Raw genomic sequence first — 25246 nt, forward strand, 5'->3', positions numbered from 1 at the left:
TCAGGCGCCGGTCTCGGGCGATGGCGTCGACGATTCCGTGCCGCCCGCGGGCTCACGGCGTGCCGTCTCGGCGAACGCTTCGGCGACGGCGCGCCCCTGGATGATCTGCGTCAGGTCGACGCCGGTGGCCGCCTTGACGGCTTCGAAGGACGAGCGCAGACCCGTCGCGGACTCGGTCGCGAGGTGGCCGCTGGCGCCCTGTCCGCCCAGCACCGTGACATTGCCGACACGGTCGTACCCCTTGGCGAACTCGGCCATCATCGGCACGAGCGCCTCGAGCGCGCGCTGTGCGAGCAGCGCCTCCTGGTTCTGCGACAGCGCCTCGGCTTCGGCGCGGATCGCCTCGGCGCGGGCCTGACCCGCCAGGCGCACCGACTCCGCGTCGGCCTCGGCCCGCACGCGCACGGCCGATGCCTCTTGCTCGGCGATCTGGGCACGCGCCTGGGCGGCCTTGATCTGCGCGTACGAGTCGGCGTCGGCGTTCTTCTGACGCTGATACAGGTCGGCATCGGCGACGCGGTTGACCTCGGACTCCAGGCGCGCCTGGGTGTTCTGGGCCTCTTGCTCGAGCACCGCCTGCCGACGCTCGGCCCGGGCCAGGGCCTCGGCCTGCTCTGCCTCGGCGTTGGCCCGACCGACCTCGGCCTTGGCCGCGGCGCTGTTCTTGTCGAGCTTGGTCTGCTCGATGAGGTTGGCCTCGTCGGTGGCGATCTGGCGGGCGCGGATCTCGCGCACCGCGTTGATGCGGGCGACCTCGGCCTCGCGCTTGACGCGTTCGACCTCGGTGGCGCCGAGGGCGGCGATATAGCCGTTGCCGTCGGTGACGCCCTGGATCTGGAACGAATCGAGGATGAGGCCCTGCGACGACAGATCGAACTTGATGCCCTCGGCGATCTGGTCCGACAGGCGCTGCCGGTCGCGCATGAGCTCCTCGACCGTCAGCGTCGCCACCACGCCGCGCAGTGCGCCCTCGAGCTGCTCGGTGGTGAACTGCTCGATGGCTTTGTCCTGCGAGGCGAAGCGCTCCGCCGCACGGCGCACCGATTCGGGGTCGGATCCGATCTTGACCAGGGCCACTCCGCTGACGTTGACCGTGACGCCGTTGGACGACTGCGCGGTGGGCTCCATCTTGATCTGACGCGCCCGCAGCGAGATCATCTCGCCGCGCTGAGTGAGCGGGTTGACGATCGCGCCGCCGCCGGTGATGACCGTGATGCGCGAGGACTCTCCGTCCGCCCCCTTCTGCCGCTTACCGACGATCACCAGCGCTTCGTCCGCCTTGGCGACGCGATACCACCCGCGCACGACCAGCGCGAGGACCAGGATCACGACGACGGCGACGACCACGACGATGACGGCGATCAAGCCGACGGCTCCGAGAGCGGCGAGTTCCATGCTTCTCCTTCGACGGGTGCCGCTCGCGCGGCACGGGGAATTCCTCCCAACCTATCCGGCGCCCCGCGGGCGGTGTCCAGCCGTTCCACGCACGATCACCGGTCCCGCCGGGGTGGGGAGGAGCGTACCGTTGAGGGTGAGGCGGCCCGAACCGCCGAAGAAGGGTCCCCCATGAAGATCGTCTCGTCGCAGGATTGGCGCGACGCCATCCGCTTCGACGCCCCTGTGCTCGTCGCCGACGTCGTGCCCGGCGAGGCCACGCGCTGCGTGGCCTGCGGTGCCGACGGCCCGCTGTACGAGCGCACCGAACTGTGGGCGGTGAAGCACCGCCACCCCAAGCACCACGGCGGCTTCGTCCGCTTCTACTGCGAGCTGCACAAGCCGGCCGCTCCCCCGCCCCCGCCGGCCCCGACCATCGAGCAGCGTCGAGCGCGTGCCGTCACCCCCAAACCCGAACGCCGCAGCACGAGCCCCAAACCGACGCCGATCACCGATCGCCCGACGCGGGCGATGTGCCCCGACTGCTTCGTCGAGGTCTCGGCAGGCGGGGACTGCGGCATGTGCGGCGCACAGGTCGTCTGAGGTCGCCCGAGAGACGAACCGCCCCGGATGCGTCCGGGGCGGTTCGTCGTCTCACCGGGCCGTGATCGTCCAGCCGGCCTGGTGCGAGGCCCCCGGGTCCAGAGAGACCACGCCGGTGTCGAAGTCGTAGGCGTCGTCGTTGAAGGCGTCGGGGGCGCAGGTCATCGGCTCCACCGCGAGTCCGGCGCGATGTCCGGGCGTCCCGGGGCCGGCGGGCAGGTCGGCCGTGTGGATCTGCACCCATGCGCACTCCGCACCCCAGCTCATGGCCACCCCCGTCCCGGCGGGGTCGGTGACGGTCACGGTCGCACGGGCGTCGGCATCCCGGACCAGGCCCGTGTACGCGTGATCGATCTCGACCTCGCCGAGCACGCGCTGATCGCGGAAGTCGAAGCGCTCGGCGTCGGAGGCGACGGATGCCAGCCCCACCGGCGACAGACGGTCGGGCGTCACCTCGAGCACCGTCTCGGCGGGCAGCGTCAGGCTCCACTCGTCGAGCGCGCCGGGGCCGGCGACCAGGTACGGGTGCGGGCCGGTCCCCCACGGCGCGGGCGTGTCGGACAGGTTGGTCGCCCGGACCGTCTGCGTGAGGCCGTCGGCATCCAGTCGGAACGTGGTCGAGACGACGAGCCACCACGGGTACCCGGCCTGCGCCGTCACGGTCGCGACCAGGGTGACCTCGTCGTCCGAGACCTCGCCGACGTTCCAGTCGATCCACGACAGCAGCCCGTGCAAGGCGTGCCCGCGCTCCGGTTCGGTGAGGGCGAGCCGGTGTTCGATCCCGTCGAAGCGGTGGATGCCGTCGACGATGCGGTTGGGCCACGGGGCGAGCGTCGTGCCGCGGTACGCCGGCCGCAGCTCGTCCGCGGCGAAGGGGACGACGAGGTCCCGGCCCTCGAAGGTCAGGGAGCGCAGAGAGGCGCCGACGCTCGCGATGGCGGCTTCGTAGCCGTGGGCGCGGAGGACGACGGGGGTGCCCGAGACGAGCGTGGGGGTCTCGGTGGGAACGGCAGCGGTCATGTCGTCATTATCGCGGGTGCCGGCGCACCGCTTCGGCCGTGTCGGCAAGCAGAACGACGAATGCCCCGACCCTGGGGATCGGGGCATTCGGGGAGGGCGACTTACTTGAAGGCGTCCTTGACGTTCTCGCCAGCCTGCTTGGTGTGGGCCTTGGTCTGATCGGCCTGTCCCTCTGCTTCGAGGCGCTCGTTGTTCGTCGCCTTGCCCGCAGCTTCCTTCGCCTTGCCAGCGATGTTCTCAGCGGCGTTCTTGATCTTGTCGTCGAGTCCCATGGTCGGCTCCTCCCGTGTGGTCTTCGGGTATCTCCCGATTGGCGACCACGTTAGGTCGGGAGCTTCAGGATGCCGGGGGGCTTGAAATTGCGCTCGTGGTGAGGCACCCGCAGGGGTTAGGTTCGAATCATGCGCGGGGGGAACGCTGTGATGTGCCATGCCGGGGCGACGCCGTGACGGCCCCGGACACGCTCGGCGATTTTGCGGATCTGCTCAACGACGCCCCCGGGGCACCCCGCTCGGACGGCCGGGCGGGACGCATCGCCCTGCTGGTGTTCCTCGGCGTCGTGCTGGCGACGCTGGCCGCCGCCGGCGGATACGTGTGGTGGGCGTCGGCCGCGTCGCTTCCGGCTCCGACCGTCGTGGCGCAGGCGCCGGGCGTCGCTCCCGGACCGGCCGCGGCGGTGTCGATGCCCGGCACGGGCCAATCCGTCCTCGCCGTCTCGGGCGGCGAGGGGTTCTTGAACACCGACGGCAACGGCGTGCTCGCCGCAAGCGGCGACGGATCGGCCCTGCCCATGGCGAGCATCACGAAGCTCATCACGGCTCTCGTCGTCCTCGACGCCCACCCGCTCGACAGCGCCACCGACCCCGGTCCGACGATCGCGTTCACCGAGGCCGACACCGACCTCTACGACCAGTTCTACGTGCGCGGGGCGGTCATCTCGCGCATGCCGGACGGGCTGCGGCTGTCGTTGCACGACTCCCTCGCGACGATGCTCTTGCCGTCGTCGGCGAACTACGCCGTCGCGGTCGCCCGGTGGGGCTTCGGATCCGAGGACGCGTTCGTGCGGGCCGCGCGCTCGTGGTTGAGCGCGAACGGACTCGAGAACACCCGCATCGTGGATGCCACGGGCATCGACGACCGCAACACCAGCACCGCCGGCGATCTGTTGACGCTCGGCCGCTTGGCCGCCGCGAACCCGACGATCGCGGCCCTGGCCGACACGCGCTCGGTCCGCGTCGACGGGGCGGGAACCGTGACGAACACGAACGGTCTGCTCGGAACGCTCGGGATCTCGGGCCTGAAGACCGGCAACCTCGGCGACGGCACCTTCAACCTGCTGTTCACCTCGACGCTCGACGTCGGTATCGGCTCCCCCCTGCAGATCGTGGGTGTGCGCCTGGGCGGTGAGACCCACGACAGCACGGATGCCGACGTCGTCCGCATGCTGCAGACGCTGAAGGACGGGTTCCACGATCTCCCCGTCGGCACCGTCGGCGACGAGATCGGAGAGATCACGACCGCGTGGGGCTCGCAGGCCGCACTGGTGCTGAGCCGGGGCGCGACGTTGCGGACGTGGTCGGACACGCCCGTGTCGGTCGTGCTCGACACCTCGCCGCCGCAGACGTACACCGAGGGCGAGGTCGTGGGGCGCCTGACGTGGACCGCCGGCGAGCGGTCGGCCACCTCCGACGTGAAGATCTCGGGCGCAATCGACGAGCCGAGCCTGTGGTGGCGGCTGACCCACCCGGGCGAGCTGGGCTGACCCCGATCGCCCGCACCGGTCACACGGCCGGCAGATCGGCGTGGGCGACGACGGATCGCTGCGTGTCGCGCAGCTCGAGGCGGACGGTCTCGGAGCGCGGCACCGCCGCGTTCATCCGGCAGACGATCGGCACCTCCGACCCCAGAACCTCGCCCGCCGGGAACTCGGTGCCGTCGACGCCCACGAAGACGAGCTCGTAGGTCGCGCCCACGTTCAAGCCCGTCGCTTCGAGGTAGGCCTCGGTCCCCCAGGTGTGTGCGACGAGCTGCGCGTCCACGTCGATCCCGGCATCGTCGTCCGTGACCGCGAGGGGCTCGAGAGCCCCCAGGGTGCCGGGAGGCCCCACGGGAGCCGAGGGCTGCACGAGGGCGGGGCCGTTCACGCCGATCACCAGTCCCCCGACGAGGCACGCCGCGGCCACGGTCGGCAGGAGCCACCGCCGTCTTCTCGGGCGCGCCGCCGGCTCGATCGCACGGGGGACCCCCGTGGCCGCCTCCGAGTCGGCACGGGCGATGGATGCCGCGATCCTCGCCTCGAGGTCGGAGTCGTCGCGCGGCGGGGTCCAGGCCAGATCCCCCTGGCGCAGCCGCGCGGTGATCCCGCGCAGACCCTCGTACTCCTCGGCGCGACGGGGGTCGCGCCGGAGCTCATCGAACTCGGCGGTCTCTGCGGGCGAGAGCTCTCCGGCGAGGGCTGCGGCGCAGAGCTCGGCCCAGCGGTCATCGGGAGTTCGCATCGGGCTCCTCCATTTCTTCGAGGTGCGTACGGAGGGCGCGCAGCGCGTGGAACGTGCGGGTGCGCCAGGTCGAGACGGGGATGCCCGTGGCATCCGAGAGGTCCTGGTAGGAACGACCGTGCAGATGCACCGAGACGACCGCCGTGCGGTGGGCTTCGCTCAGGTGCGACAGCGCCTCGAGCATCTGCAGACGCTCGAGCGGATCGATCGCGTCGGAGGTGCGACTGTGCAGTTCGGCGTCGTCGCCGATGAGCGGGAGCCGGGCGCGAGCGCGCAGCGCGTCGACGATGACATTGCGGGCGATGGCGAACAGCCACGTGCGCTCGGACGCGTGCCCGGGGTCGAACCGCTCGCGCGAGCGCCACGCGCGCAGGAACGTCTCCTGGACGCAGTCCTCGGCGAGCGGGCGGTCGCGCAAGGCGTTGACGGTGTAGCCGAGCAATGCGCTGCCGTGGTCGCGGAAGGCGCGGTGCACGTCGAACTCCGGCGGACGTCGAGACGACACGGGCATACGCGTCTCCTCGCGGTCTGCGGCGATCCGGTTCATCGATGCCGTCCTCTCCGAGGCTAACGCGCATCGTCTGCGCCGCCTCAGGAGGGGATACGACCGCCCCCGCCGGATCGTTCATCGACATTCTCGCGATCCGATGAACGCGGGAGGGCGCGTCGACGTACACCCCCGCAACCGGACCACGACGGTCCCGATCGAAAGGCATGACGATGACGAAGACGTACACCCGCCCACTGACGATCGGCGCCGTGGCGGGCGTCGCCCTGCTGGCCTTCGCGGCACCCGCTCACGCCGAGACCGAGGTCGCCGAACCGAGCGAGTTCACGAGCGCGTTCACGGTCATGGCGACCCCCGACCAGGTGATCAACAACGACGGCGTCGCCACCCCCGGCCAGAGCGGCGCGACGGGCACGTTCACCTTCCGCATCAACTCGGAGCAGGAGATCATCTGCTACGACATCCGCCTCGAGGGCGTATCGGGCGACTACCAGAGCCCGGCCAAGACGGCGACGCACATCCACGAGGCCGCGGTCGGCAAGCCCGGCCCGCCGCGCATCGCGTTCCCGAACCCCGCCCCGGTGGGTGACGGACCGCGCACGTCCTCCGGCTGCCTGCAGGGGCCCTTCACCACGGGGGTCCAGGCCAACGGTGCCGACACCGGCGACGGGTTCTCGCTCGCGCAGATCGAGGCCAACCCCGCCGGGTTCACCGGTGACTCCCACACCACCACCTCGCCCGCGGGCGTCGTGCGCGGCCAGCTCTCCGCCATCCCGGTGGGTGGCGTCGACACCGGCGCCGGCGGCTCGGCCGATGCCGGCGTCCACCCCGGTGCCGTCGCGGCGGCGATCGGCGGTATCGGTGCGCTGGCCGCGGGGGCGGTCCTGCTCCGCCGCCGTCAGTCGGTCGACGCCCGATGACGACCGGCGCGCGGCGCGCTCTCGGCGGCGGGGGTGCGTCGCGCGCCGCGGGCGGTCTCGCGCTCGCGGCGGTGTTGGTGTGCGGCGGCTGCGCGAGCGCACCCGTCGCGGCGCCGCCCGCGGTGAGCGCGAGTCCGTCGGCATCCACTCCTCCCCCTCCGTCCCTGCCGTCACCGCCCGCCGCGACGGTGACCACTCCCACCCGTGTCGTCATCCCGGCCATGGATCTCGACGAACCGCTGATCGACCTGGGGCTGGCTGCGGACGGATCGATGGAGGTCCCCGAGGACTACGCCGAGGTGGGGTGGTTCACCGGGGGCGGGCGCCCTGGGGGGACGGGGCCCACGGTGATCGCCGCGCACGTGGACTCGCCCACGGGCCCCGCCGTCTTCCAGCGCCTGCGGGAGGTGCAGGCGGGTGATGTCGTGGAGGTGCACGGTGCGGACGGCTCGGTGCACACCTACCGGGTCGTCGAGACCGCGGATTATCCGAAGGCGCAGTTCCCCACCGCCCGGGTGTTCGGGGCGACGGCGCGCGACGAACTGCGCGTCATCACCTGCGGCGGGGTGTTCGACCGCGATGCGGGGTCGTACCTCGACAATCGGGTGGTCTTCGCGGAACGCGTGTGACCGCGGGGCCGGACTCGCGTCCCTTCGGGCAGCGAGGGCCCTCCCCCGCGCTCCGAGCGACGCGAGCGTGCGAAGGTACGGCGTCGACCGGTGCGGCGGGCGTCCCGTGACGCTCAGCCCTCGGTGGCGGTGACGTTCGCGAGGCGCAGGCTCGTCAGTTGTTGAAGCGGAACTCCACCACGTCGCCGTCCTGCATGACGTATTCCTTGCCCTCGAGGCGGGCCTTGCCCTTCGCACGGGCCTCGGCCACCGAGCCGAGCTCGATCAGATCGGCGAACGAGATGACCTCGGCCTTGATGAAGCCCTTCTCGAAGTCGGTGTGGATGACACCGGCGGCCTGCGGCGCCTTCGCGCCCTGCGGAATCGTCCACGCGCGCGCCTCCTTGGGCCCCGCGGTGAGGTAGGTCTGCAGACCCAGCGTGTCGAAGCCGATGCGTGCGAGTTGGTCGAGGCCCGACTCGTCCTGACCGGTGGATGCCAGCAGCTCGGCGGCATCTTTGGGATCGAGGTCGATCAGCTCGGACTCGATCTTGGCATCCAAGAAGACGGCCTTCGCGGGAGCCACCAGGGCCGCGAGCTCGTCCTTCTTGGCCTGGTCGGTGAGGACGGCCTCGTCGACGTTGAAGACGAAGATGAAGGGCTTGGCGGTCAGCAGGCCGAGTTCGCGGATCGGCGTGAGGTCCAGACCGGAGCCCGACAGCAGCACGCCGCGCTGCAGGGCATCCTGCGCGGCCGTGGCCGCATCGAGCACCGAGGGGTCGAGCTTCTTGCCCTTGACCTCTTTCTCGTACCGCGTGATCGCCTTCTCGAGCGTCTGCAGGTCGGCGAGCTGCAGTTCGGCGTTGATGGTCTCCATGTCGCTGGCCGGATTCACCTGGCCGTCGACGTGGACCACGTCGTCGTCGGCGAAACCGCGGACGACCTGGGCGATGGCATCCGCCTCTCGGATGTTCGCGAGGAACTGGTTGCCCAGGCCCTCTCCCTCGCTCGCGCCGCGCACGATGCCGGCGATGTCGACGAAGGACACCGCCGCGGGCACCAGACGCTCGCTCTGGAAGACGTCGGCGAGCTGCTGCAGCCGGGCATCGGGAAGGTTCACGACCCCGACGTTGGGCTCGATCGTGGCGAACGGGTAGTTCGCGGCGAGCACCGAGTTCTTGGTCAGGGCGTTGAAGAGGGTGGACTTTCCCACGTTGGGAAGGCCGACGATTCCGATGGTAAGAGCCACGGGAGTCCAGGTTACCCGGCTGACGAGTCGCGAACGGCGTCAGGGGCGCCGCGCCCGGAACGCATGGGTGATGTACGGGAGCGCGACGGGGTCTCCGTCGGCCAATCCGGGGACGGATGCCACGACCCCGTCCACCGCGGCGTCGATACGGGCACGCTCCTCGGCGCTCGCCGTGATGACGTCGCTGCGCGAGAACACCAGGTCGCGCAACTGGGGCAGCGTGATCGAGCGCTCCCACCGCCAGGCGCGGTGTTCCAGGGCGTCGAAGGGGGCGGCCACCCGGGGCCCGGTGGTGTGCAGCAGCACCTCGGCGTTCGAGCCGCCCATGGCCGCGGTCAGGCGACGCACCCAGTCCACCTCGTCGTCGCGGATGTTCCACACCAGCCCCAGGGCGCCGCCGCTGCGCAGCGTCCGGGCCACCTCGAGGGAAGCCGCCTCCACGTCGACCCAGTGCCACGCCTGCCCCATCACGACGGCGTCCAGCCCGGCGTCCGGCAGCGGCAGCGCCTCGGCCCGGCCGACGAACGTGGGCACGCCCCGCACCGTTGCCCGCAGGGCGGCGAGCATGTCGGCATCCGGATCCACGGCCACGACGTCGGCGCCGAGCTCGACGACCGTGCGGGTGAGCTTGCCCGTTCCGGCCCCTACGTCGGCCACGCGCAGCGCGCGCCCCTGCTCGCGCACGGGCTCGAGCAGCCACGACACCGCCTCGGCCGGATACCCGGGACGCCCGGATTCGTAGGCCGCGGCGGCCTGCCCGAACGACGTCGACTTGTGCCCATCGGTCATGCCCCCGACCCTACGCCGCCCCTCCGACACGCTCCTCGCCGTCCCCGCTCCCCCGCACCTTTCCGCCGCTCCGCCCCACCCCACCGACACATCCCCGCGGGCGAGCACCCCACCACCGCCCGACCACCCCGCACCTTTCCGCCGCTCCGCCCCACCCCACCGACACATCCCCGCGGGCGAGCACCCCACCACCGCCCGACCACCCCGCACCTTCACGTCGCCCCGCCCCACCCCACCGGCACATCCCCGCGGGCGAACGACCCACAGCCGACGGATGCCACCACCTCGGCGCGCCTCGCGACGACACGCCGAGCGAGAGGTGAGGGTGAAGACGTGGCCCTGGACTTCACCGCGATCGATTTCGAAACGGCGAACTCCAGTGGTGCGTCCGCCTGCGCCGTCGGCCTCGCCCGGGTTCGCGACGGCCGAGTGGTCGCGACCGCGTCGTGGCTCATCAAACCCCCGCCGGGTCATGACCACTTCGCGCCGATCAACGTCGGCATCCACGGCATCCAGCCGCATCACGTCGTCGACGCGCCGTCCTGGAGCGTCCAGCTCGACCGGCTCACCGCCTTCGCGGGATCCGACGTGCTGGTGGCGCACAACGCGGGATTCGACATGTCGGTCCTGCGGCGCGCGTGCGCGGCCACCGGCGACGAGTGCCCCCCGTACCGCTACCTCTGCAGCGTGCAGATGTCGCGCAAGACCTACGCCCTCGCGTCCTACCGCCTGCCGCTCGTGGCCGCCGAAGCAGGATGCTCGCCGTTCGCCCACCACGACGCCCTCGCCGACGCGGTCGCCTGCGCCGAGATCACCATCGACTGCGCCCGCCGTGCCGGCGTCGACGACGTGCAGGCCCTCGCGGCGCACCTGGGCGTGCGCATCTCTCAGATCGCCGCAGAGACGACAGAGCGCGCCGTCGCCTGAGCTCTCCGGCCCGTCTTTCCGGCGATGTCGGAGGTCTAGGGAAAGCTGATGCCATGGATGCCGTCACCCTCGTCCTCGTGATCCTCGCCCTGGCGCTCGGCGTCGCCGGCGGGTGGTTCGTCGCGACTGCTCGGGTCGCCGCCCGCGCGGCGATCGACCAGCAGGCCCTCGGGGCCCGGGCGGCGGCGGCCGAGACGGCGCGCGCGGGGCTCGAGGCCCAGCTCGCGCACCAGGCGACGCTCTACCGCGAGCTCGTCGGGCAGTCGCGCGCCGATCAGGCGGCGCGCGAGGAGCGCGAGCGTCGCGAGCAGACGGTGCTGCGCGCCCTCGACCCGGTGCGCGAGACGCTCGACGCCATGCAGCGCAAGGTCGACGGACTCGAGCGCGACCGCGTCGAGCAGTACTCCGCCCTCGGTGAGCAGTTGCGCCTGTCGCGCGAGGCCGACGACGCTCTGCGCGCGACGACCGAATCCCTCGCGTCGGCGATGCGATCCGGCGCCACGCGGGGTGTCTGGGGAGAGACCCAGTTGCGCCGGGTGGTCGAGGCCGCGGGCCTCACGCGCCACGTCGATTTCGACCTGCAGACCGCGATCTCGAGCGACGCCGGCGCCGGTCGCCCCGACATGGTGGTGCGCCTTCCCGGGGGCAAGGCTCTGGCGGTGGATGCCAAGGTCCCCCTCGACGCGTACCTCCAGGCCAGTGCGATCGCGGTGACCGCGCACGGCGACGAGGGCTCCCGTCGTGCCGCGCTGATGACGAAGCACGCGCGCGCCGTACGCGCCCACGTCGACGCCCTGGCGAAGAAGGCGTACTGGGCCGGCCTCACGACCAGTCCCGAGTTCGTCGTGTGCTTCCTGCCCAGTGAGTCGCTTCTGGCCTCCGCACTCGATGAAGATCCCTCGCTGCTCGACTACGCGTTCACCCGCCGGGTCGCGCTGGCCTCCCCCGTCAACCTCTGGGCCGTGCTGAAGACGGTGGCCTTCACCTGGACCCAGCAGGACGTCTCCGACGAGGCACGAACGCTCTTCACGCTCGGCACCGAACTGTACGAACGTGTCGGTGTGCTGGCCGGCCACGCCAACGAGCTGCGGCGAGCGATCGAGAAGACCGTCGACAGCTACAACCGGTTCGCCGGTTCGCTCGAGACGCGGGTGCTCGTCACGGCGCGGAAGTTCCCGGGCATCGATGAGACCAAATTGGATGCCGTCGCCGCCCCGCCCCCGATCGAGGCCTCGCCCCGCCGCTGGACGGCGTCCGAGATGATCGACCTCGACGCCGCGCCCGACCCCCTCCCGACCGTCGACGGCCCTTCCCGCCCGATCGCCGCTCGCGCGGATCTCGATCCGGTCCGAGAACGCCTCGGCATCGCCGAGCCAGACTGAGCCCCACCCGCACCGCGCAACGCCTCGGCATCATCGAGCACGACTGAACGGAGCCCACCCGCACCGCGCAGCGCTTCGGACCTCCGTCAACGGATCGCCCGAGGCCGGACGACACAACTCGTAAGCCCGTTTCGGGGCATCCGGCTCAGCGTCGTCGGAACTCAGGCCCCGCCGGGAACCCAGCTCAGAAGGCTGACCACGGCTGCCGAGACGCCGACGAAGGCACCCACCATCCACCAGGCGCTGACTTCGTGACCCTCGTCCCGCCGGACGCGCAGCAGCACGTCGGGGCGGCGCGCTGGGTCGACGGCGCTGGCGATGACCGCCTGAGCACCTGTCTGAGGTGCGGTCTGATTCGTCGGAGCTGTAGCCATGGACGATCCCCCTTCGGGTCTCGGAAGAACACAGCGTCGCCGTTGACACTTCTGACGATTCTGCCAGACGGTGTCGGCCGACCCGGTCACGCTTGCGTCACGACACGCCCGGCAGGACCTCCACGCCCGCGTGTGGCGCGCCCGGTTTCCTCCACGAGACTGCATCTGGCTGACAAGTCGGCGACATCCTGCAACCGAGATGTCAGCCACGTGCAGTCTCACCGGGCCTTCGCACGCCCACGCGCACGCGCACGCCCACGCCCACGCCCACGCGCACGCCCACGCCCACGCGCACGCCCACGCCCACGCCCACGCGAACGCCCACGCGCACGCCCACGCGCACAGCGCACGCCGCGCATCGCGCACGCCGCCCCCCGCGCCGTCCCCCGCCCCGACCGGCGCTCAGCCGGCGCGACCCGTCACAGCCACTTCGACGTCAGGTGCTCCGACGAGATCCGGCGCAGCGTGCCGGAGGCACCGCGCAGCACCACGCTCTCGGTGTAGATGAAGTCGCCGTCGCGACGGACGCCCTGGACCAGCTGCCCGTCGGTCACGCCCGTGGCGACGAAGATCGTGTTCTTGCCCGTGACCAGGTCGTCGGCTTCGTACACCGTGCCGTCGACGAGGAGTCCGGCATCCAGACCCTTCTGCTTCTCGTCGTCGGTGCGGGGCGCCAGCACGCCCTGGATGTGACCGCCCAGCGCCTTGATGGCGCAGGCCGTCACGATGCCCTCGGGGCTGCCGCCGATGCCGACGCACATGTCGGTGCGGGCGTTGTGACGCGCGGCGTTGATGCCACCGGCGACGTCGCCGTCGCTCATCAAGCGCGTGCCGGCTCCGGCTTCGCGGATGTCGGCGATGAGCTGCTCGTGGCGCGGGCGGTTCAGCACCGACACGACGATCTCGTCCACGGGCTTGCCGAGCGCCTTGGCGAGCAGGCGGATGTTCTCGCCGATCGGGAGCCGGATGTCGACGACCCCCACCCCCGCGGGCCCTGTGACGAGCTTGTCCATGTAGAACACCGAGGACGCGTCGAGCATGGTGCCGTGGTCCGAGACGGCGATGACCGAGAGGGCGTTCTGACGACCGGCGGCGGTCAACGAGGTGCCGTCGATGGGATCGACCGCGACATCGCATCGGGGCCCGCGACCGCTTCCGACGCGCTCCCCGTTGTAGAGCATGGGGGCGTTGTCCTTCTCGCCCTCGCCGATGACGATCGTGCCGTCGAAGTCGACGGTGCTGAAGAACGCGCGCATCGCGTCGACGGCCGCTCCGTCGGCGGCCTCTTTGTCACCTCGGCCGATGAAGGGCACGGCACGGATGGATGCCGCTTCCGTCGCCCTCACCAACTCCAGAGCCAGGTTGCGGTCGGGGTGCAAAGGGCTCATGTCGGCAGTCAGGCTCACCATGGGGCCACTGTATCCAGCGGCACGGCGACAATCGCGGGTTTTGAGCGCATGTGCAACGAAGGAATGCGCGTTCTTAACGCCACAGCAGAACGACCCGGTTCCTGTCGGGCCCGCGCCGTCACGATCCGGCGGCTTCGCTAGAGTGACGGTTGTCCCGACACCGACCAAGGAGCAGCTCCATGCCCGTCGCCACCCCTGAGCAGTACGCCGAGATGCTGGACCGCGCCAAGGCCGGCAGCTTCGCGTACCCCGCCATCAACGTCTCGAGCTCGCAGACCATCAACTCGGTGCTCCAGGGCCTCACCGAGGCCGGTTCCGACGGCATCCTGCAGGTCACCACCGGAGGTGCCGACTACTTCGCGGGCCACACCGTCAAGGCCCGGGCGACCGGTGCCCTCGCGTTCGCGAAGTACGTCACCGAGGTCGCCAAGAACTACCCGGTCACCGTCGCCCTGCACACCGACCACTGCCCGAAGGACGCGCTGCCCGATTTCGTGATCCCCCTGCTCGAGGCCTCCGAAGAAGAGGTCAAGGCGGGCCGCAACCCGATCTTCCAGTCGCACATGTGGGACGGCTCGGCCGTGCCGCTCGACGAGAACATCGACATCGCCGCAGAGCTGCTCCCCCGCCTGAACAACATCCACGCCATCCTCGAGATCGAGGTCGGCGTGGTCGGCGGCGAAGAGGACGGCGTCCAGCACGAGGGCTCGAACGAGGCCCTGTACACCACCGTCGCCGACGTGACCAAGGCCGTCGAGCGCCTCGGCCTGGGCGAGAACGGCCGCTACATCTCGGCCCTCACCTTCGGCAACGTCCACGGGGTCTACAAGCCCGGCGGCGTCAAGCTCCGACCCGAGCTCCTCGGCGAGATCCAGGAGGGCATCGCGGCGAAGTTCGGCACCGGTCCCAAGCCCCTCGACCTCGTCTTCCACGGCGGCAGCGGCTCGACCGACGAAGAGATCGCCCTCGCCGTCTCGAACGGTATCGTCAAGATGAACATCGACACCGACACCCAGTACGCCTTCACGCGCTCGATCGCGGGCTACATGTTCTCGAACTACGAGGGCGTGCTCAAGCTCGACGGCGAGGTCGGCAACAAGAAGCAGTACGACCCCCGCGCCTGGGGCAAGGTCGCCGAGTCGGCCATGGCCGTGCGCGTCGTCGAGGCCACCAAGCAGCTCGGCTCGTACGGTCAGTCGCAGAGCTGACGACCCGTATCATCCGCGAACGCCCCGGCCCGCGCCGGGGCGTTCGTGTTCCCGGATGCCACGGGCCCGCCACTCAGCTGCGGTACATCTCCACGACCGTCTGCGCCCCGGCGGGTGACGAGAGCACCTCGACGGCGTCCCCGGCCCGCACGTCCCCCGCGCGACGGACGCGCAGGTAGGCCCCCAGGCGTCCCTCGTCCGAGAAGCGCTTCACCCAGCCGCGCGCAGCGGCACCGCCCACCCACCGCGCGAACGTCGCGCACGGCGTCCGTGGCATCGTGACCTCGACCTCGACGGTGTCGCCGATGCGCCACACCTCGCCGATGCGGGCGGCATTGACGTCGAGGCCCTCGACGCGCAGGTTCTCTCCGAACCACCCCGGCGGGAGCTCTCGGCCGAGCTGCTGCTCCCAGAACGCGGCGTCCTCGGCGGCGTAGGCGTAGACGGCCTTGTCGCGACCGCCGTGGTGCTTCCGGCTCGCCTGCACGTCGGCGCGCACACCCAACTGCCCGATGCGGACGAGACCGTCCACCGGACGCTTGTCGATCGCGGTCACGCCGACGGAACCGGCATCCGGGTGAAGGGTGTGGACGGCGCAGACGGCGACGAGACGGGGCATCCGACGATGCTACGGTGTCGCGGCGAGCGCCGTCACGGCGTGTCGAAGGATCGACGCATCACCACGCGGTCCCCCTCGAGCGTGCGGATCTCGACGGCGCCGATGTCGGCCGCGGCGAGGTCGGTTCCGGCGCTGAGCTCGGTCGTCGATCCGGGGCCGGCCCGCCACGTCGACAACACGCTGGTGGATCCGGCGTCGTCGGTCACCGCCAGGGCGTACGGCCAGCCGCCGGGAGGGGCGTCCAGCACCTCTCCCGTGTACTGGCAGACCAGGTCGATGCGGGTTCCCCAGGGCACCGAGGTGAGCTTGACCGACGCTTCGAGCGGGGCTCCCGCGACGTCGTCCAGGGCGTACACCGCCGAGGGCGTCTGCACGGCGTTCGTCACGGCGATGGCCCCGGGGACGGCGATGGCCACGAGAGCGACCGACGCCGCGAGCACCCAGATGGTTCGTCGTCGCGCGCGCCGACGCCGACCGGCGGCCACGACCCGCTCGCGCAGAGCCCTGTCGGGCGCGGGCGGCTCGGCGGGGGCGGTCGGCTCACCGACCGTACGCGCGCGTTCCGCGGACAGGCGCGACAGCAACCCGGCGGTGGGCGCCAGCTCGGCGACGTCCGACCGGCACGCGTCGCAGTCGGCGAGGTGCCGCTCGAACTCCGCGCGATCGGCGGCCGAGAGCGCCCCGAGGACGTAGGCGCCGTCCCAGCTCGACAGTCGTCCGTGATCGTCGTTCACCGGGTCACCCCTCTCTCCTGCAGCGCGAGCCGCAGCGCCCGCACCGCGTAGTGCAGTCGCGACTTGACGGTCCCGGACGGGATGCCGAGCTCCTCCGCGGTCTGCGCCACGCTCCGGCCGCCGTAGTAGGCGCTGACGATCACCGCGCGGTGGTCGACGGTGAGCGTGGCGAGTGCCTCTTCGACGAGCAGGGCGTCGAACAGGGCGTCGGTGTCGTCGCGGACGCGTTCGGGGAGTTCGTCGACGGGGAGCTCGTGGCGGCGCCGTGCGCTGCGCGCCTCGTCGATGACGATGTTGCGCGCGACGGTGTACATCCACGACCGCAGCGACGCCGGGTCGTCGCTCATCACGCGCGGGGTCCGCCACGCGCGCAGCAGCGTCTCCTGCACCACGTCGTCGGCGCCGGCGTGGTCGCCGGTCAGACTCACGACGTAGCGCCAGACGGGGGTCGCGTGGGCGTCGTAGAGCGCCGTCAGCTGCGCGTGTTCGTCTCGCACCGCGGCATCCCCTCTCCCTCGTTCACAGGGGACACGGGATGCCGGGCCCCGCGGTTCAGTTCGGGACGACCGCGAGCAGCCCCGACATGAACTGCGGGTCTGCTGTCAGGGCGATGGTGACGCACACGGCGGCGATGGCCGCCGTCGCGGCGAAGCCGACGAGCGGGACCCAGAACGCCACCCGTCCGCGGCCGAGCCGTCGCCAGGTGAGCAGGGCCGTCACGAGCCACCCGACGCCGTAGGCCAGCGCCGCTGCCGCGCCCCACACGTAACCGGCGGACAGGTTGGTGTACGAGGCCTCGGAGCCCAGGATGCGCGCGGCGGATTCGGCGTAGTTCGGGAAGTCGAGCAGCTGCACGATGGTCGACACGGACGACACGAGGCCGTAGACCAGCAGACCGAACGTGAGGATGCGGTCCCACCGCGGTCCGCGCACACGGGCAGAGGCCGTGCCGGCCGCCGGAGCCGGCGTCGGCTCGACGGACGGCTGGGGGGCGACCCCGGCGTCCAGCGCCTCGGTCACCTCGGGTCGCTGGATGCGGGCCCGCTGCTCCTCGGGCGAGGCGTACTCGCCGTACTGCGGGCGCGGGCGGCCGACGGGCGTCGCGTCGTCGCTCATGCGCGACCCCGTCCGCCGAGGGCGCGGCTGTCGCGCTTGCCCGCGGCATCCTGGCGCAGTTCTTTGGGGAGCGAGAAGATGAGGTCCTCTTCGGCGGTGCGCACCTCTTCGACGTCGCGGTAGCCCGCGCCGGCGAGTTCTTCGAGCACCTCGGTCACGAGCACCTCGGGCACCGAGGCGCCGCTGGTCACGCCGACCGTCTCGACACCCTCGAGCCACTCCTGCTTGACCTCGTCGACGTAGTCCACCCGGTAGGCGGCCTTGGCGCCGTGCTCGAGCGCCACCTCGACCAGGCGCACGCTGTTGGAGGAGTTCGCCGAGCCGACGACGATCACGAGGTCGGCGCCGACGGCGACCTTCTTGATCGCGACCTGACGGTTCTGGGTGGCGTAGCAGATGTCGTCGGAGGGCGGGTCCTGCAGCTCGGGGAAGCGCTCGCGCAGACGGCGGACGGTCTCCATCGTCTCGTCGACCGAGAGGGTGGTCTGCGACAGCCACACGACCTTCGACGGATCGCGCACCTCGATGGTGTCGGCGTGCTCGGGGGAATTGACCACCGTGACGTGCTCGGGAGCCTCGCCGGCGGTGCCCTCGACCTCTTCGTGGCCCTCGTGGCCGATCAGCAGGATCTCGAAGTCGTCGCGCGCGAAGCGCACCGCCTCACGGTGCACCTTGGTCACCAGCGGGCAGGTCGCGTCGATCGCCTGCAGGCCCCGGTCGGAGGCCGCGGACACCACGGCGGGAGACACCCCGTGCGCGCTGAAGACGACGTGAGCCCCGGGCGGGACCTCGTCGACCTCTTCGACGAAGATCGCGCCCTTCTTCTCGAGCTCGGTCACGACGTGGATGTTGTGCACGATCTGCTTGCGTACGTAGACGGGCGCACCGTAACGCTCCAACGCCTTCTCCACGGCGATGACCGCTCGGTCCACTCCCGCGCAGTAACCGCGCGGGGCGGCCAGCAGCACCTTCTTGCGGCCATCGACGGGGATATCCTGGAGCCGTCCGCGACGACCCGGGATGCGGGGAACGGGCAGGTGGACGGCAGGTGAGCTCACTCCTCGATTCTACCGGGGCGGCCCTGGACACCGGCCGAACCCCCGCCGCGCTCCCCCGACTCCCCTTCGCCCACCCCGACCCCTCCGCGCGACACTCGCGTGCACCCGAACGAGAGACATGACCTCCTTCCAGCCCGAGACCATCCCCGGTCAGGCGCCGCCCGCCGACTCGGTGCACCCTCGCGATTCGCGCACCGACGCCCCGACTTCGGTCTCGCGCCTGAACGACACGATCCGCGGCTTCATCGAGAGATGGGGCTCGGTGTGGGTCGAGGGCGAGATCACCTCGTTCAACAGGCGCGGCGGCAACGTCTTCGGCCGGTTGAAGGACCTCGGCACCGAATCCACGGTGGCCTTCCGCATCTGGTCGAGCACGCTGGCGCGCCTTCCGAAAGACCTGAAAGTCGGCGATCACGTCGTCGCCTGCGTCAAGGCCGACTACTTCCCCCGCACGGGCGACTTCTCGTTCGCGATCTCGGCGATGCGCCACGTGGGACTGGGCGAGCAGCTCGAGCGACTCGAGCGGCTGCGCGTGCAGTTGCGGTCGGAGGGGCTCTTCGACCCCGTCCGCAAGAAGAAGCTGCCCTTCCTCCCCCACTGCATCGGTCTCATCACGGGCGAGAACTCCGACGCCGAGAAGGACGTGCACCGCAACGCCGAGCTGCGCTGGCCGCGGGTGCGCTTCCGCACGCAGCACGCGGCCGTGCAGGGCGACCGGTGCGTCCCCGAGACCATCGCCGCGCTGAAGATCCTGGATGCCGACCCCGACGTCGACGTCATCGTCGTCGCGCGCGGCGGCGGCGACCCGCAGACGCTTCTCGGGTTCAGCGACGAGCGGCTGCTGCGGGCGGTGGCAGCGGCGTCCACCCCGATCGTCAGCGCGATCGGGCACGAGAACGACCGCCCTCTGCTCGACGAGGTGGCCGATGTGCGCGCCTCCACCCCCACCGACGCCGCGAAACGCGTCGTGCCCGACGTGAGCGAGCAGCGGGCGCTGGTGTCCCAACTGCGGGCGCGGCTGACCGGGCGGCTCACCCAGCGCGTCGTGCACGACATCGCGCAGCTCGAGCAGCTCCGTTCCCGCCCGGCGTTGCGCACTCCCCACAGCATGCTGACCGCACGCGCGCAGGAGCTGTGGATGCTGTCGAACCGGGGCCGCGACATCGTCGACCGCCGCCTCGAGAGCGAACGGCGTCGCACGCGCGAGCTCGGCGCCGGGCTGCGCGCCCTGTCGCCGCTGGCCACCCTCGCCCGCGGGTACGCGATCGTCCAGTCCGACGAGGGAGCGGTGCTGCGCGACGCCGCGGATGCCCCCGCGGGCTCGGCGCTCCGGGTCACGCTCGAGCAGGGCACCCTCGCCGCCACCTCCGAGGGGGCGATCACCGACGTCGTCCCGCACGGTCGCACGCCTTCTCCCCCGCCCGGTCCGCTCGATGACGAGGCAACGGGCGGCGGCGCGCCCACCGACGCCGCCTAGAATGGATGCCATGACCGCGACGACCCCCGGCCCTGCCGTCGACGTCGCCTCCCTGTCGTTCGAGCAGGCCCGCGACGAGCTCGTCCGCGTCGTCGCCGAGCTCGAACAGGGCGCACCGACGCTCGAAGAGTCGCTCGCCCTGTGGGAGCGCGGCGAGAAGCTCTACGCCCGCTGCGAAGAATGGCTCCTCGGCGCCAAGCGCCGCCTGGATGCCGCCCGCGGCGATGGAGACGACGTCTGATGGCCCGCGTCGTCGCCCACCTCGGGCGCCCCGAGACCCCGCAAGAGACCGCCGACCGCAAGGCCGAGGCATCCAAGCGGTACCGGTCGAGCAAGACCTTCCGCAACCTCATCGCCGCCCTGCTCGCGACGGTCGGCGTGGTGCTCGTCGTGATCGCCGCCGTTCCGCGCGGCGAGCCGGTCCCCCAGCCGCAGCCCGACGTCCCCGCCCTGGCCGCAGAACTCGGCCAGGACCGCGGCCGTCCGGTGCTGGCCCCGGCGCTCGGCGAGGGATGGCGCGTCAATCAGGCGAGCACCGAGGGTGTCGGCGGCGTCGAGGCCTGGACCATGGTCTACGTGCGGTCGGGCGAGCCCGGGTTCCTGCGGGTCGCGCAGGGCTTCGACACCGACGAGGCATGGGTCGCTCAGGTGCTGGACGGCACCCGCAGCACCGAGACGACCGAGATCGACGGCATCACCTGGAACGTGTACCGCCCGTCCAACCCCTCGGGCACGGGGAACATCGACTACGCCCTCGCCACCCCGGCAGGCCCCGACCACGTCCTCGTCTACGGCGACGCGGCCCCCGAGACCGCGGCCCTGGCGGCCGCGTCCGTCACCTCGCAGATCGAGCAACTGAGAGAGGTCCCGTGAGCGAGCGCATGACCCCCCGTCAGGTGTGGCAGCAGATGGTCGAGGGCAACCGGCGCTTCATCGCCGGAGAGCCCGCGCACCCCCGTCAGGACGTCGAGCGTCGCGCCGAACTCGCCAGCTCCCAGCACCCCACCGCCGCGCTGTTCGGCTGCTCCGATTCGCGCCTGGCCGCCGAGATCATCTTCGACGAGGGCCTCGGCGATCTCTTCGTCGTGCGCAACGCCGGCCAGGTCGTGTCCGATTCGGTGCTGGGCAGCCTCGAATACGCCGTGGGCGTGCTCGAGGTGCCGCTCATCGTCGTCCTCGCCCACGACGCGTGCGGCGCGGTCGGCGCCGCGATCGACAGCACCGGCCCCGACGCCCCGAACCTCCCCGCCTACATCTGGCGTCAGATCGCGCCCATCGTGCCGGCGGTGCGCCGTGTGCAGCGCGAGAACGCGGTCGACGGCCACTCGCCCGCACGAGTCGACCCCGAACTCGTGGGTCGCGAGCACCTGCGGCACACCGTCGGCGAGCTGCTGCGCGCGTCCGAGCTCATCAGCGAAGCCGTGGCCGAGGGACGCACCGCCGTCGTGGGCGCCAACTACCGTCTCGACGAGGGAGAAGCCTTCCCCGTCGTCATCGTGGGCGACGTGGACGATCCGCGCGTCTCGCACAACGGAACGAAACAACCTGGAGGAACGACGACGTGACCGACATCGAGTACCGCATCGAACACGACACCATGGGTGAGGTGCGGGTGCCCAAGGACGCCCTCTACGCGGCGCAGACCCAGCGCGCGGTCGAGAACTTCCCGATCTCGGGCACCGGGCTGGAGTCGACGCAGATCGCCGCCCTCGCGCGCATCAAGAAGGCCGCCGCCCTGGCCAACAAAGAGCTCGGCACGCTCGACGGCGCGATCGCCGACGCCATCGCGCAGGCCGCCGACGAGGTCGTCACCGGCACCCACGACGCGCACTTCCCCGTCGACACCTACCAGACCGGTAGCGGCACCTCGTCGAACATGAACATGAACGAGGTGCTGGCGACGCTGGCCACCGGCATCCTCGGCTCGACGGTCCACCCCAACGATCACGTCAACGCCTCGCAGTCGTCGAACGACGTCTTCCCCACCTCGGTGCACATCGCGGTGACCCAGGCCCTCATCACCGACCTCATCCCCGCGCTCGAGCACCTCTCGGTGGCGCTCGAGGCCAAGGCGGACGCCTGGAAGGGCATCGTGAAGTCGGGTCGCACCCACCTCATGGATGCCACCCCCGTCACCCTCGGTCAGGAATTCGGCGGCTACGCCCGCCAGATGCGCCTCGGCATCGAGCGCGTGCAGGCCGTCCTTCCCCGCGTGGGCGAGGTCCCTCTCGGCGGCACCGCCGTGGGCACGGGCATCAACACCCCGCTCGGCTTCCCGCAGAAGGTCATCGAGCTGCTCGCCGCCGAGACCGAGCTGCCCATCACCGAGGCGAAGGACCACTTCGAGGCCCAGGCCAACCGCGACGGTCTCGTCGAGGCATCCGGAGCCCTCCGCACCATCGCGGTGTCGCTGACGAAGATCAACAACGACATCCGCTGGATGGGTTCGGGACCCAACACGGGCCTCGGCGAACTGCACATCCCCGACCTGCAGCCCGGCTCCTCGATCATGCCGGGCAAGGTGAATCCGGTCGTCCCCGAGGCGGCGCTGATGGTGTGCGCCCGCGTCATCGGCAACGACGCCACCGTCGCGTGGGCCGGCGCGTCGGGGTCGTTCGAGCTCAACGTCGCGATCCCCGTCATGGGAACGGCGCTGCTGGAGTCGATCCGCCTGCTGTCCAACGCGATGCGCGTCCTCGCCGACAAGACGATCGACGGGCTCGAGGCCAATGTCGCCCGCGCCGAGGCGTTCGCGGGGATGTCGCCCTCGATCGTCACGCCCCTCAACAAGGTCATCGGCTACGAGGCCGCGGCCAAGATCGCCAAGCACTCCGTCGCCAAGGGCATCACCGTGCGCGAAGCCGTCATCGATCTCGGCTACGTCGAGCGCGGTGAGATCACCGAAGAGGTGCTCGACGCCAAGCTCGACCTGCTGTCGATGACGCACGCGGGCTGACACCCCCTGGCCGGACACGATGCCGAGGCGCGCCATAATCGGAGCATGAGCCGCACGCCGAGACCCGTCTCGACGCGCGTGCGACTGCTCGGCGCGATCCTCGGCGTCGTGCTTCTCGGCATGATCCTGGCCGGGGGCGTGACCTTCCTCGTGCAGAGCGACCGCGTGATCGCCAACGCCGAGCGTCAACTCGACGGCTTCGTCTCGACCGTGTCCGAGAGCGATGAGAATGCCGTCGAGCTCGTCGACGCGGCCGTGCCCGGTCGTACCGACGGCACCCTCGCCCTCGACGGCGCGCGGGTGCTCGCGGTGACGCCGTCGCCGCCCGGTCTCGATCTCGCGGACGACGCCCGCCTCGTCGACGCCCTGGCCGCCGTCATCGGCGAGGGCCGGTCCAGCGGGCGCCTCGACAGCGTCCACGGCCCCCTCCTGTTCGCCGCGGTCCCGGCCCCCGGTGGGACGGTCGTCCAGATGATCTCGATCGATCAGCGGATGGAGCTGGTCCGCCTGTCGACGGTGACCTACGCCGCGACCGCGCTGGGCGTGCTCGTGCTGGTGGGGGTGGCGGGCTGGTTCGTGACGGGCCGCCTGTTCTCCCCGCTGCGCCGCCTGCGCGACACCACCGACGCCATCACCATCGACGACCTCGGCGCGCGCCTGCGCGCGCACGGCAACGACGAGATCTCCGACCTCACCACCTCGGTGAACTCGATGCTCGACCGTCTCGCGATGTCGGTGGACGCGCAGCGGCAATTGCTCGACGACGTGCGTCACGAGTTGAAGACCCCCATCACGATCGTCCGCGGACACCTCGAGATGATGAACCCCGCCGATCCGCAGGATGTGGCCGACACCCGCGAGCTGGGCATCGCCGAGCTCGACCGTCTCTCGCGCCTCGTCGAGGACATCGACGCCCTCGCCGACGTCGAGACGGGCGCCCTCTCCGCCGCGGTCATCGACGTGGGCTCGCTCACCGATCGCGTGGTGGAGCTCGCGGGCGCCATCCCCGGACACACGTGGAGCGTCGAGAGCCGGGCGCGCGTGCGCATCCGCGGCGACGCCGACCGCCTCGTGCAGGCGTGGCTGCAGCTGGCCGACAATGCAGCCAAGTACACCCCCGACGGCAGCCCGATCGAGATCGGCAGTACGTCCGACGACACGACCGCCCATCTGTGGGTACGCGACCACGGTCCCGGCATCCCCCCGGCCGCACGGCACCGCGTGTTCCGGCGTTTCGACCGCCTGTCCACACGCCGCGGGGTCGAGGGGTCGGGACTGGGCCTGTCGATCGTGGATGCCATCGCCAAGGCGCACGACGGTCACTGCTCCGTGGGTGAGACACCCGGCGGTGGGGCCACGGTCACGCTGCACCTTCCCGTCACCGGCGCTGCGTCCGCCGGGGACCTCCCGACACCGGTGCGCGCCGGGGACGTCGTCATGCAGAGAGAGGCCACCGGATGACCCGCATCCTCATCGCCGAAGACGAGGACCGCATCTCGTCCTTCGTCGCGAAGGGCCTCGAGTCCGCCGGCTACCAGACCCTGGTGATCGACGACGGCGCCGAGGCGCTGGATCGCGCCCTCTCGGGCGATGTCGACCTGCTCCTGCTCGACGTCGGGCTGCCCTCTCTCGACGGCTTCGAGGTGCTGCGGAGTCTGCGCGGTCAGGGCTCGACACTGCCGGTCATCATGCTGACGGCCCGGACCAGCACGCGCGACACGGTGGACGGCCTCGACGCCGGGGCGAACGATTACGTCGCCAAGCCCTTCAAGTTCGACGAACTGCTCGCGCGCGTGCGCTCGCGGCTGCGCGAACCGGTCGCCATGAACTCGCGGACGATCGCCCACGCCGACGTCTCGCTCGACATCCTCGCGCGTCGCGCGACGGTCGGCAGTCGCGAGGTCGATCTGAGCGCGCGGGAGTTCGCCCTGGCCGAGGAGTTCATCCGGCATGCGGGGCAAGTCCTCAGCCGCGAGCAGTTGCTGAGCCGGGTCTGGGGAATGGACTTCGACCCCTCGTCCAACGTGGTCGACGTGTACGTGCGGTACTTGCGTGCGAAGCTCGGCCCCGCTCATATCGCCACCGTGCGCGGCGCCGGGTACCGCTGGGAATAGGGCGCAGACCCCGAAAACCCCCGGCGGGGGAACCGGGGGTCTGGGGAGAGGCGTCCGGTGGTCTTCCGACTCACCCGAAGAGCGGTGACCTGCGCGTGACGTTCTCGTTGTGTTTCCTTGGGGGAACCGCCGAGGCGGTGGCGAGGTCTCCCTCGCCGACAGGACGATTCTGGCAACCCTTCGTGAGACCCCGGGGAGCCGAAGATGAGAAAGCTCTCACCTGAGTCCCACCTGCGACGGGACCCGGTCTCACCATGGACCACGACAGGGCCGGGATGCCACGGCATCCCGGCCCTGTCGTGT

General features: G+C 71.1%; 28 protein-coding genes. 14 read left to right on the forward strand and 14 right to left on the reverse strand.

Features of this window, described 5'->3' with window-relative positions; all coding sequences use genetic code 11:
- Entirely contained in the window at window positions 1-1395 is a 1395-nt protein-coding gene (locus tag ACIPVB_RS14490) for an SPFH domain-containing protein (protein ID WP_400369793.1), read from the reverse strand.
- Window positions 1396-1566: 171 nt separating this feature from the next.
- Here ACIPVB_RS14490 and ACIPVB_RS14495 point away from each other — a divergent pair, with 171 nt between their 5' ends.
- A complete protein-coding gene (locus ACIPVB_RS14495) occupies window positions 1567-1977 on the forward strand; it encodes a glucose-6-phosphate dehydrogenase (protein WP_400369795.1) in 411 nt (136 codons plus the stop codon).
- Between the two features lie 51 nt (window positions 1978-2028).
- Here the strand turns inward: ACIPVB_RS14495 and ACIPVB_RS14500 are convergent, their stop codons facing one another.
- Window positions 2029-2997: an aldose 1-epimerase family protein gene (locus ACIPVB_RS14500; RefSeq protein WP_400369797.1), complete on the reverse strand. Its 969-nt coding sequence runs from the start codon at window positions 2995-2997 to the stop codon at window positions 2029-2031.
- Between the two features lie 101 nt (window positions 2998-3098).
- Window positions 3099-3269, reverse strand: coding sequence for a CsbD family protein (locus ACIPVB_RS14505; RefSeq protein WP_116538591.1), 171 nt, complete (start codon window positions 3267-3269; stop codon window positions 3099-3101).
- A gap of 173 nt (window positions 3270-3442) precedes the next feature.
- On the opposite strand from ACIPVB_RS14505, the gene ACIPVB_RS14510 reads away from it, so the two are divergent.
- Window positions 3443-4759 (forward strand): D-alanyl-D-alanine carboxypeptidase, encoded by a 1317-nt coding sequence (locus ACIPVB_RS14510; protein ID WP_400369799.1) that lies wholly within the window; start codon window positions 3443-3445, stop codon window positions 4757-4759.
- Window positions 4760-4778: 19 nt separating this feature from the next.
- Here ACIPVB_RS14510 and ACIPVB_RS14515 read toward each other — a convergent pair whose 3' ends face one another.
- Together ACIPVB_RS14515 and ACIPVB_RS14520 are read right to left on the reverse strand one after the other, a co-directional pair.
- Complete coding sequence (locus ACIPVB_RS14515) at window positions 4779-5495, reverse strand: hypothetical protein (RefSeq protein WP_400369801.1); 717 nt, start codon at window positions 5493-5495, stop codon at window positions 4779-4781.
- Window positions 5479-6006 (reverse strand): sigma-70 family RNA polymerase sigma factor, encoded by a 528-nt coding sequence (locus ACIPVB_RS14520; protein WP_400369802.1) that lies wholly within the window; start codon window positions 6004-6006, stop codon window positions 5479-5481. Before ACIPVB_RS14520 ends, ACIPVB_RS14515 begins: the two co-directional genes overlap by 17 nt.
- Window positions 6007-6215: 209 nt before the next feature.
- Between ACIPVB_RS14520 and ACIPVB_RS14525 the strand changes: the two genes are divergently transcribed.
- Window positions 6216-6923: a CHRD domain-containing protein gene (locus ACIPVB_RS14525; protein ID WP_400369803.1), complete on the forward strand. Its 708-nt coding sequence runs from the start codon at window positions 6216-6218 to the stop codon at window positions 6921-6923.
- A 188-nt stretch (window positions 6924-7111) separates the two neighbouring features.
- Complete coding sequence (locus ACIPVB_RS14530) at window positions 7112-7552, forward strand: class F sortase (RefSeq protein WP_400369805.1); 441 nt, start codon at window positions 7112-7114, stop codon at window positions 7550-7552.
- A 154-nt stretch (window positions 7553-7706) separates the two neighbouring features.
- Here ACIPVB_RS14530 and ychF read toward each other — a convergent pair whose 3' ends face one another.
- Both ychF and ACIPVB_RS14540 read right to left on the reverse strand, forming a co-directional pair.
- Window positions 7707-8780, reverse strand: a complete 1074-nt coding sequence (ychF, locus tag ACIPVB_RS14535; RefSeq protein ID WP_400369806.1) for a redox-regulated ATPase YchF — start codon at window positions 8778-8780, stop codon at window positions 7707-7709.
- Between the two features lie 39 nt (window positions 8781-8819).
- Window positions 8820-9569, reverse strand: a complete 750-nt coding sequence (locus ACIPVB_RS14540; protein ID WP_400369808.1) for a class I SAM-dependent methyltransferase — start codon at window positions 9567-9569, stop codon at window positions 8820-8822.
- Between the two features lie 333 nt (window positions 9570-9902).
- Here ACIPVB_RS14540 and ACIPVB_RS14545 point away from each other — a divergent pair, with 333 nt between their 5' ends.
- On the forward strand, window positions 9903-10496 hold the full coding sequence (locus ACIPVB_RS14545; RefSeq protein WP_400369810.1) for a 3'-5' exonuclease: 594 nt from the start codon (window positions 9903-9905) through the stop codon (window positions 10494-10496).
- Window positions 10497-10549: 53 nt separating this feature from the next.
- On the forward strand, window positions 10550-11878 hold the full coding sequence (locus ACIPVB_RS14550; RefSeq protein WP_400369811.1) for a DNA recombination protein RmuC: 1329 nt from the start codon (window positions 10550-10552) through the stop codon (window positions 11876-11878).
- 161 nt (window positions 11879-12039) lie between these two features.
- On the opposite strand, the gene ACIPVB_RS14555 is transcribed toward ACIPVB_RS14550, so the two are convergent.
- Together ACIPVB_RS14555 and glpX are read right to left on the reverse strand one after the other, a co-directional pair.
- Window positions 12040-12252 (reverse strand): UDP-N-acetylmuramyl pentapeptide phosphotransferase, encoded by a 213-nt coding sequence (locus tag ACIPVB_RS14555; protein WP_400369812.1) that lies wholly within the window; start codon window positions 12250-12252, stop codon window positions 12040-12042.
- Window positions 12253-12671: 419 nt separating this feature from the next.
- Window positions 12672-13661, reverse strand: coding sequence for a class II fructose-bisphosphatase (glpX, locus tag ACIPVB_RS14560; RefSeq protein WP_400369814.1), 990 nt, complete (start codon window positions 13659-13661; stop codon window positions 12672-12674).
- Between the two features lie 179 nt (window positions 13662-13840).
- Here glpX and fbaA point away from each other — a divergent pair, with 179 nt between their 5' ends.
- Window positions 13841-14869, forward strand: coding sequence for a class II fructose-bisphosphate aldolase (gene fbaA, locus ACIPVB_RS14565; RefSeq protein WP_400369816.1), 1029 nt, complete (start codon window positions 13841-13843; stop codon window positions 14867-14869).
- Window positions 14870-14942: 73 nt separating this feature from the next.
- On the opposite strand, the gene ACIPVB_RS14570 is transcribed toward fbaA, so the two are convergent.
- Genes ACIPVB_RS14570 through ACIPVB_RS14590 form a run of 5 tightly spaced genes read right to left on the reverse strand, consistent with a single transcriptional unit; the run spans window position 14943 to window position 18396 of the window.
- Window positions 14943-15488, reverse strand: coding sequence for an MOSC domain-containing protein (locus ACIPVB_RS14570; protein WP_400369818.1), 546 nt, complete (start codon window positions 15486-15488; stop codon window positions 14943-14945).
- Between the two features lie 32 nt (window positions 15489-15520).
- On the reverse strand, window positions 15521-16222 hold the full coding sequence (locus tag ACIPVB_RS14575) for an anti-sigma factor family protein (RefSeq protein ID WP_400369820.1): 702 nt from the start codon (window positions 16220-16222) through the stop codon (window positions 15521-15523).
- The gene (locus tag ACIPVB_RS14580) at window positions 16219-16719 is read right to left on the reverse strand and encodes a sigma-70 family RNA polymerase sigma factor (protein ID WP_400369822.1); all 501 of its coding nucleotides are present in this window, start codon (window positions 16717-16719) and stop codon (window positions 16219-16221) included. Before ACIPVB_RS14580 ends, ACIPVB_RS14575 begins: the two co-directional genes overlap by 4 nt.
- Before the next feature lie 55 nt (window positions 16720-16774).
- The gene (locus ACIPVB_RS14585; protein ID WP_400369823.1) at window positions 16775-17338 is read right to left on the reverse strand and encodes a DUF6264 family protein; all 564 of its coding nucleotides are present in this window, start codon (window positions 17336-17338) and stop codon (window positions 16775-16777) included.
- Complete coding sequence (locus ACIPVB_RS14590; RefSeq protein WP_400369824.1) at window positions 17335-18396, reverse strand: 4-hydroxy-3-methylbut-2-enyl diphosphate reductase; 1062 nt, start codon at window positions 18394-18396, stop codon at window positions 17335-17337. Before ACIPVB_RS14590 ends, ACIPVB_RS14585 begins: the two co-directional genes overlap by 4 nt.
- A 118-nt stretch (window positions 18397-18514) precedes the next feature.
- Here ACIPVB_RS14590 and xseA point away from each other — a divergent pair, with 118 nt between their 5' ends.
- The 7 genes from xseA to ACIPVB_RS14625 are packed head-to-tail and all read left to right on the forward strand — an operon-like array spanning window position 18515 to window position 24943.
- The gene (gene xseA / locus ACIPVB_RS14595) at window positions 18515-19873 is read left to right on the forward strand and encodes an exodeoxyribonuclease VII large subunit (RefSeq protein WP_400369825.1); all 1359 of its coding nucleotides are present in this window, start codon (window positions 18515-18517) and stop codon (window positions 19871-19873) included.
- A gap of 10 nt (window positions 19874-19883) precedes the next feature.
- On the forward strand, window positions 19884-20114 hold the full coding sequence (locus tag ACIPVB_RS14600; RefSeq protein ID WP_400369827.1) for an exodeoxyribonuclease VII small subunit: 231 nt from the start codon (window positions 19884-19886) through the stop codon (window positions 20112-20114).
- Complete coding sequence (locus tag ACIPVB_RS14605) at window positions 20114-20746, forward strand: DUF4245 family protein (RefSeq protein WP_400369829.1); 633 nt, start codon at window positions 20114-20116, stop codon at window positions 20744-20746. Before ACIPVB_RS14600 ends, ACIPVB_RS14605 begins: the two co-directional genes overlap by 1 nt.
- Window positions 20743-21438 (forward strand): carbonic anhydrase, encoded by a 696-nt coding sequence (locus ACIPVB_RS14610; protein ID WP_400369831.1) that lies wholly within the window; start codon window positions 20743-20745, stop codon window positions 21436-21438. Before ACIPVB_RS14605 ends, ACIPVB_RS14610 begins: the two co-directional genes overlap by 4 nt.
- Window positions 21435-22829: a class II fumarate hydratase gene (locus tag ACIPVB_RS14615; RefSeq protein WP_400369832.1), complete on the forward strand. Its 1395-nt coding sequence runs from the start codon at window positions 21435-21437 to the stop codon at window positions 22827-22829. Before ACIPVB_RS14610 ends, ACIPVB_RS14615 begins: the two co-directional genes overlap by 4 nt.
- Window positions 22830-22874: 45 nt before the next feature.
- Window positions 22875-24290 (forward strand): ATP-binding protein, encoded by a 1416-nt coding sequence (locus tag ACIPVB_RS14620; protein ID WP_400369834.1) that lies wholly within the window; start codon window positions 22875-22877, stop codon window positions 24288-24290.
- Window positions 24287-24943, forward strand: coding sequence for a response regulator transcription factor (locus tag ACIPVB_RS14625; protein WP_400369836.1), 657 nt, complete (start codon window positions 24287-24289; stop codon window positions 24941-24943). The genes ACIPVB_RS14620 and ACIPVB_RS14625 overlap by 4 nt, the downstream gene beginning before the upstream one ends.
- Window positions 24944-25246: the final 303 nt, after the last annotated feature.

Origin of the sequence: Microbacterium sp. NPDC090007, assembly GCF_044748345.1 — a bacterium.
In the GTDB taxonomy this organism is placed as follows: Bacteria; Actinomycetota; Actinomycetes; order Actinomycetales; family Microbacteriaceae; genus Microbacterium.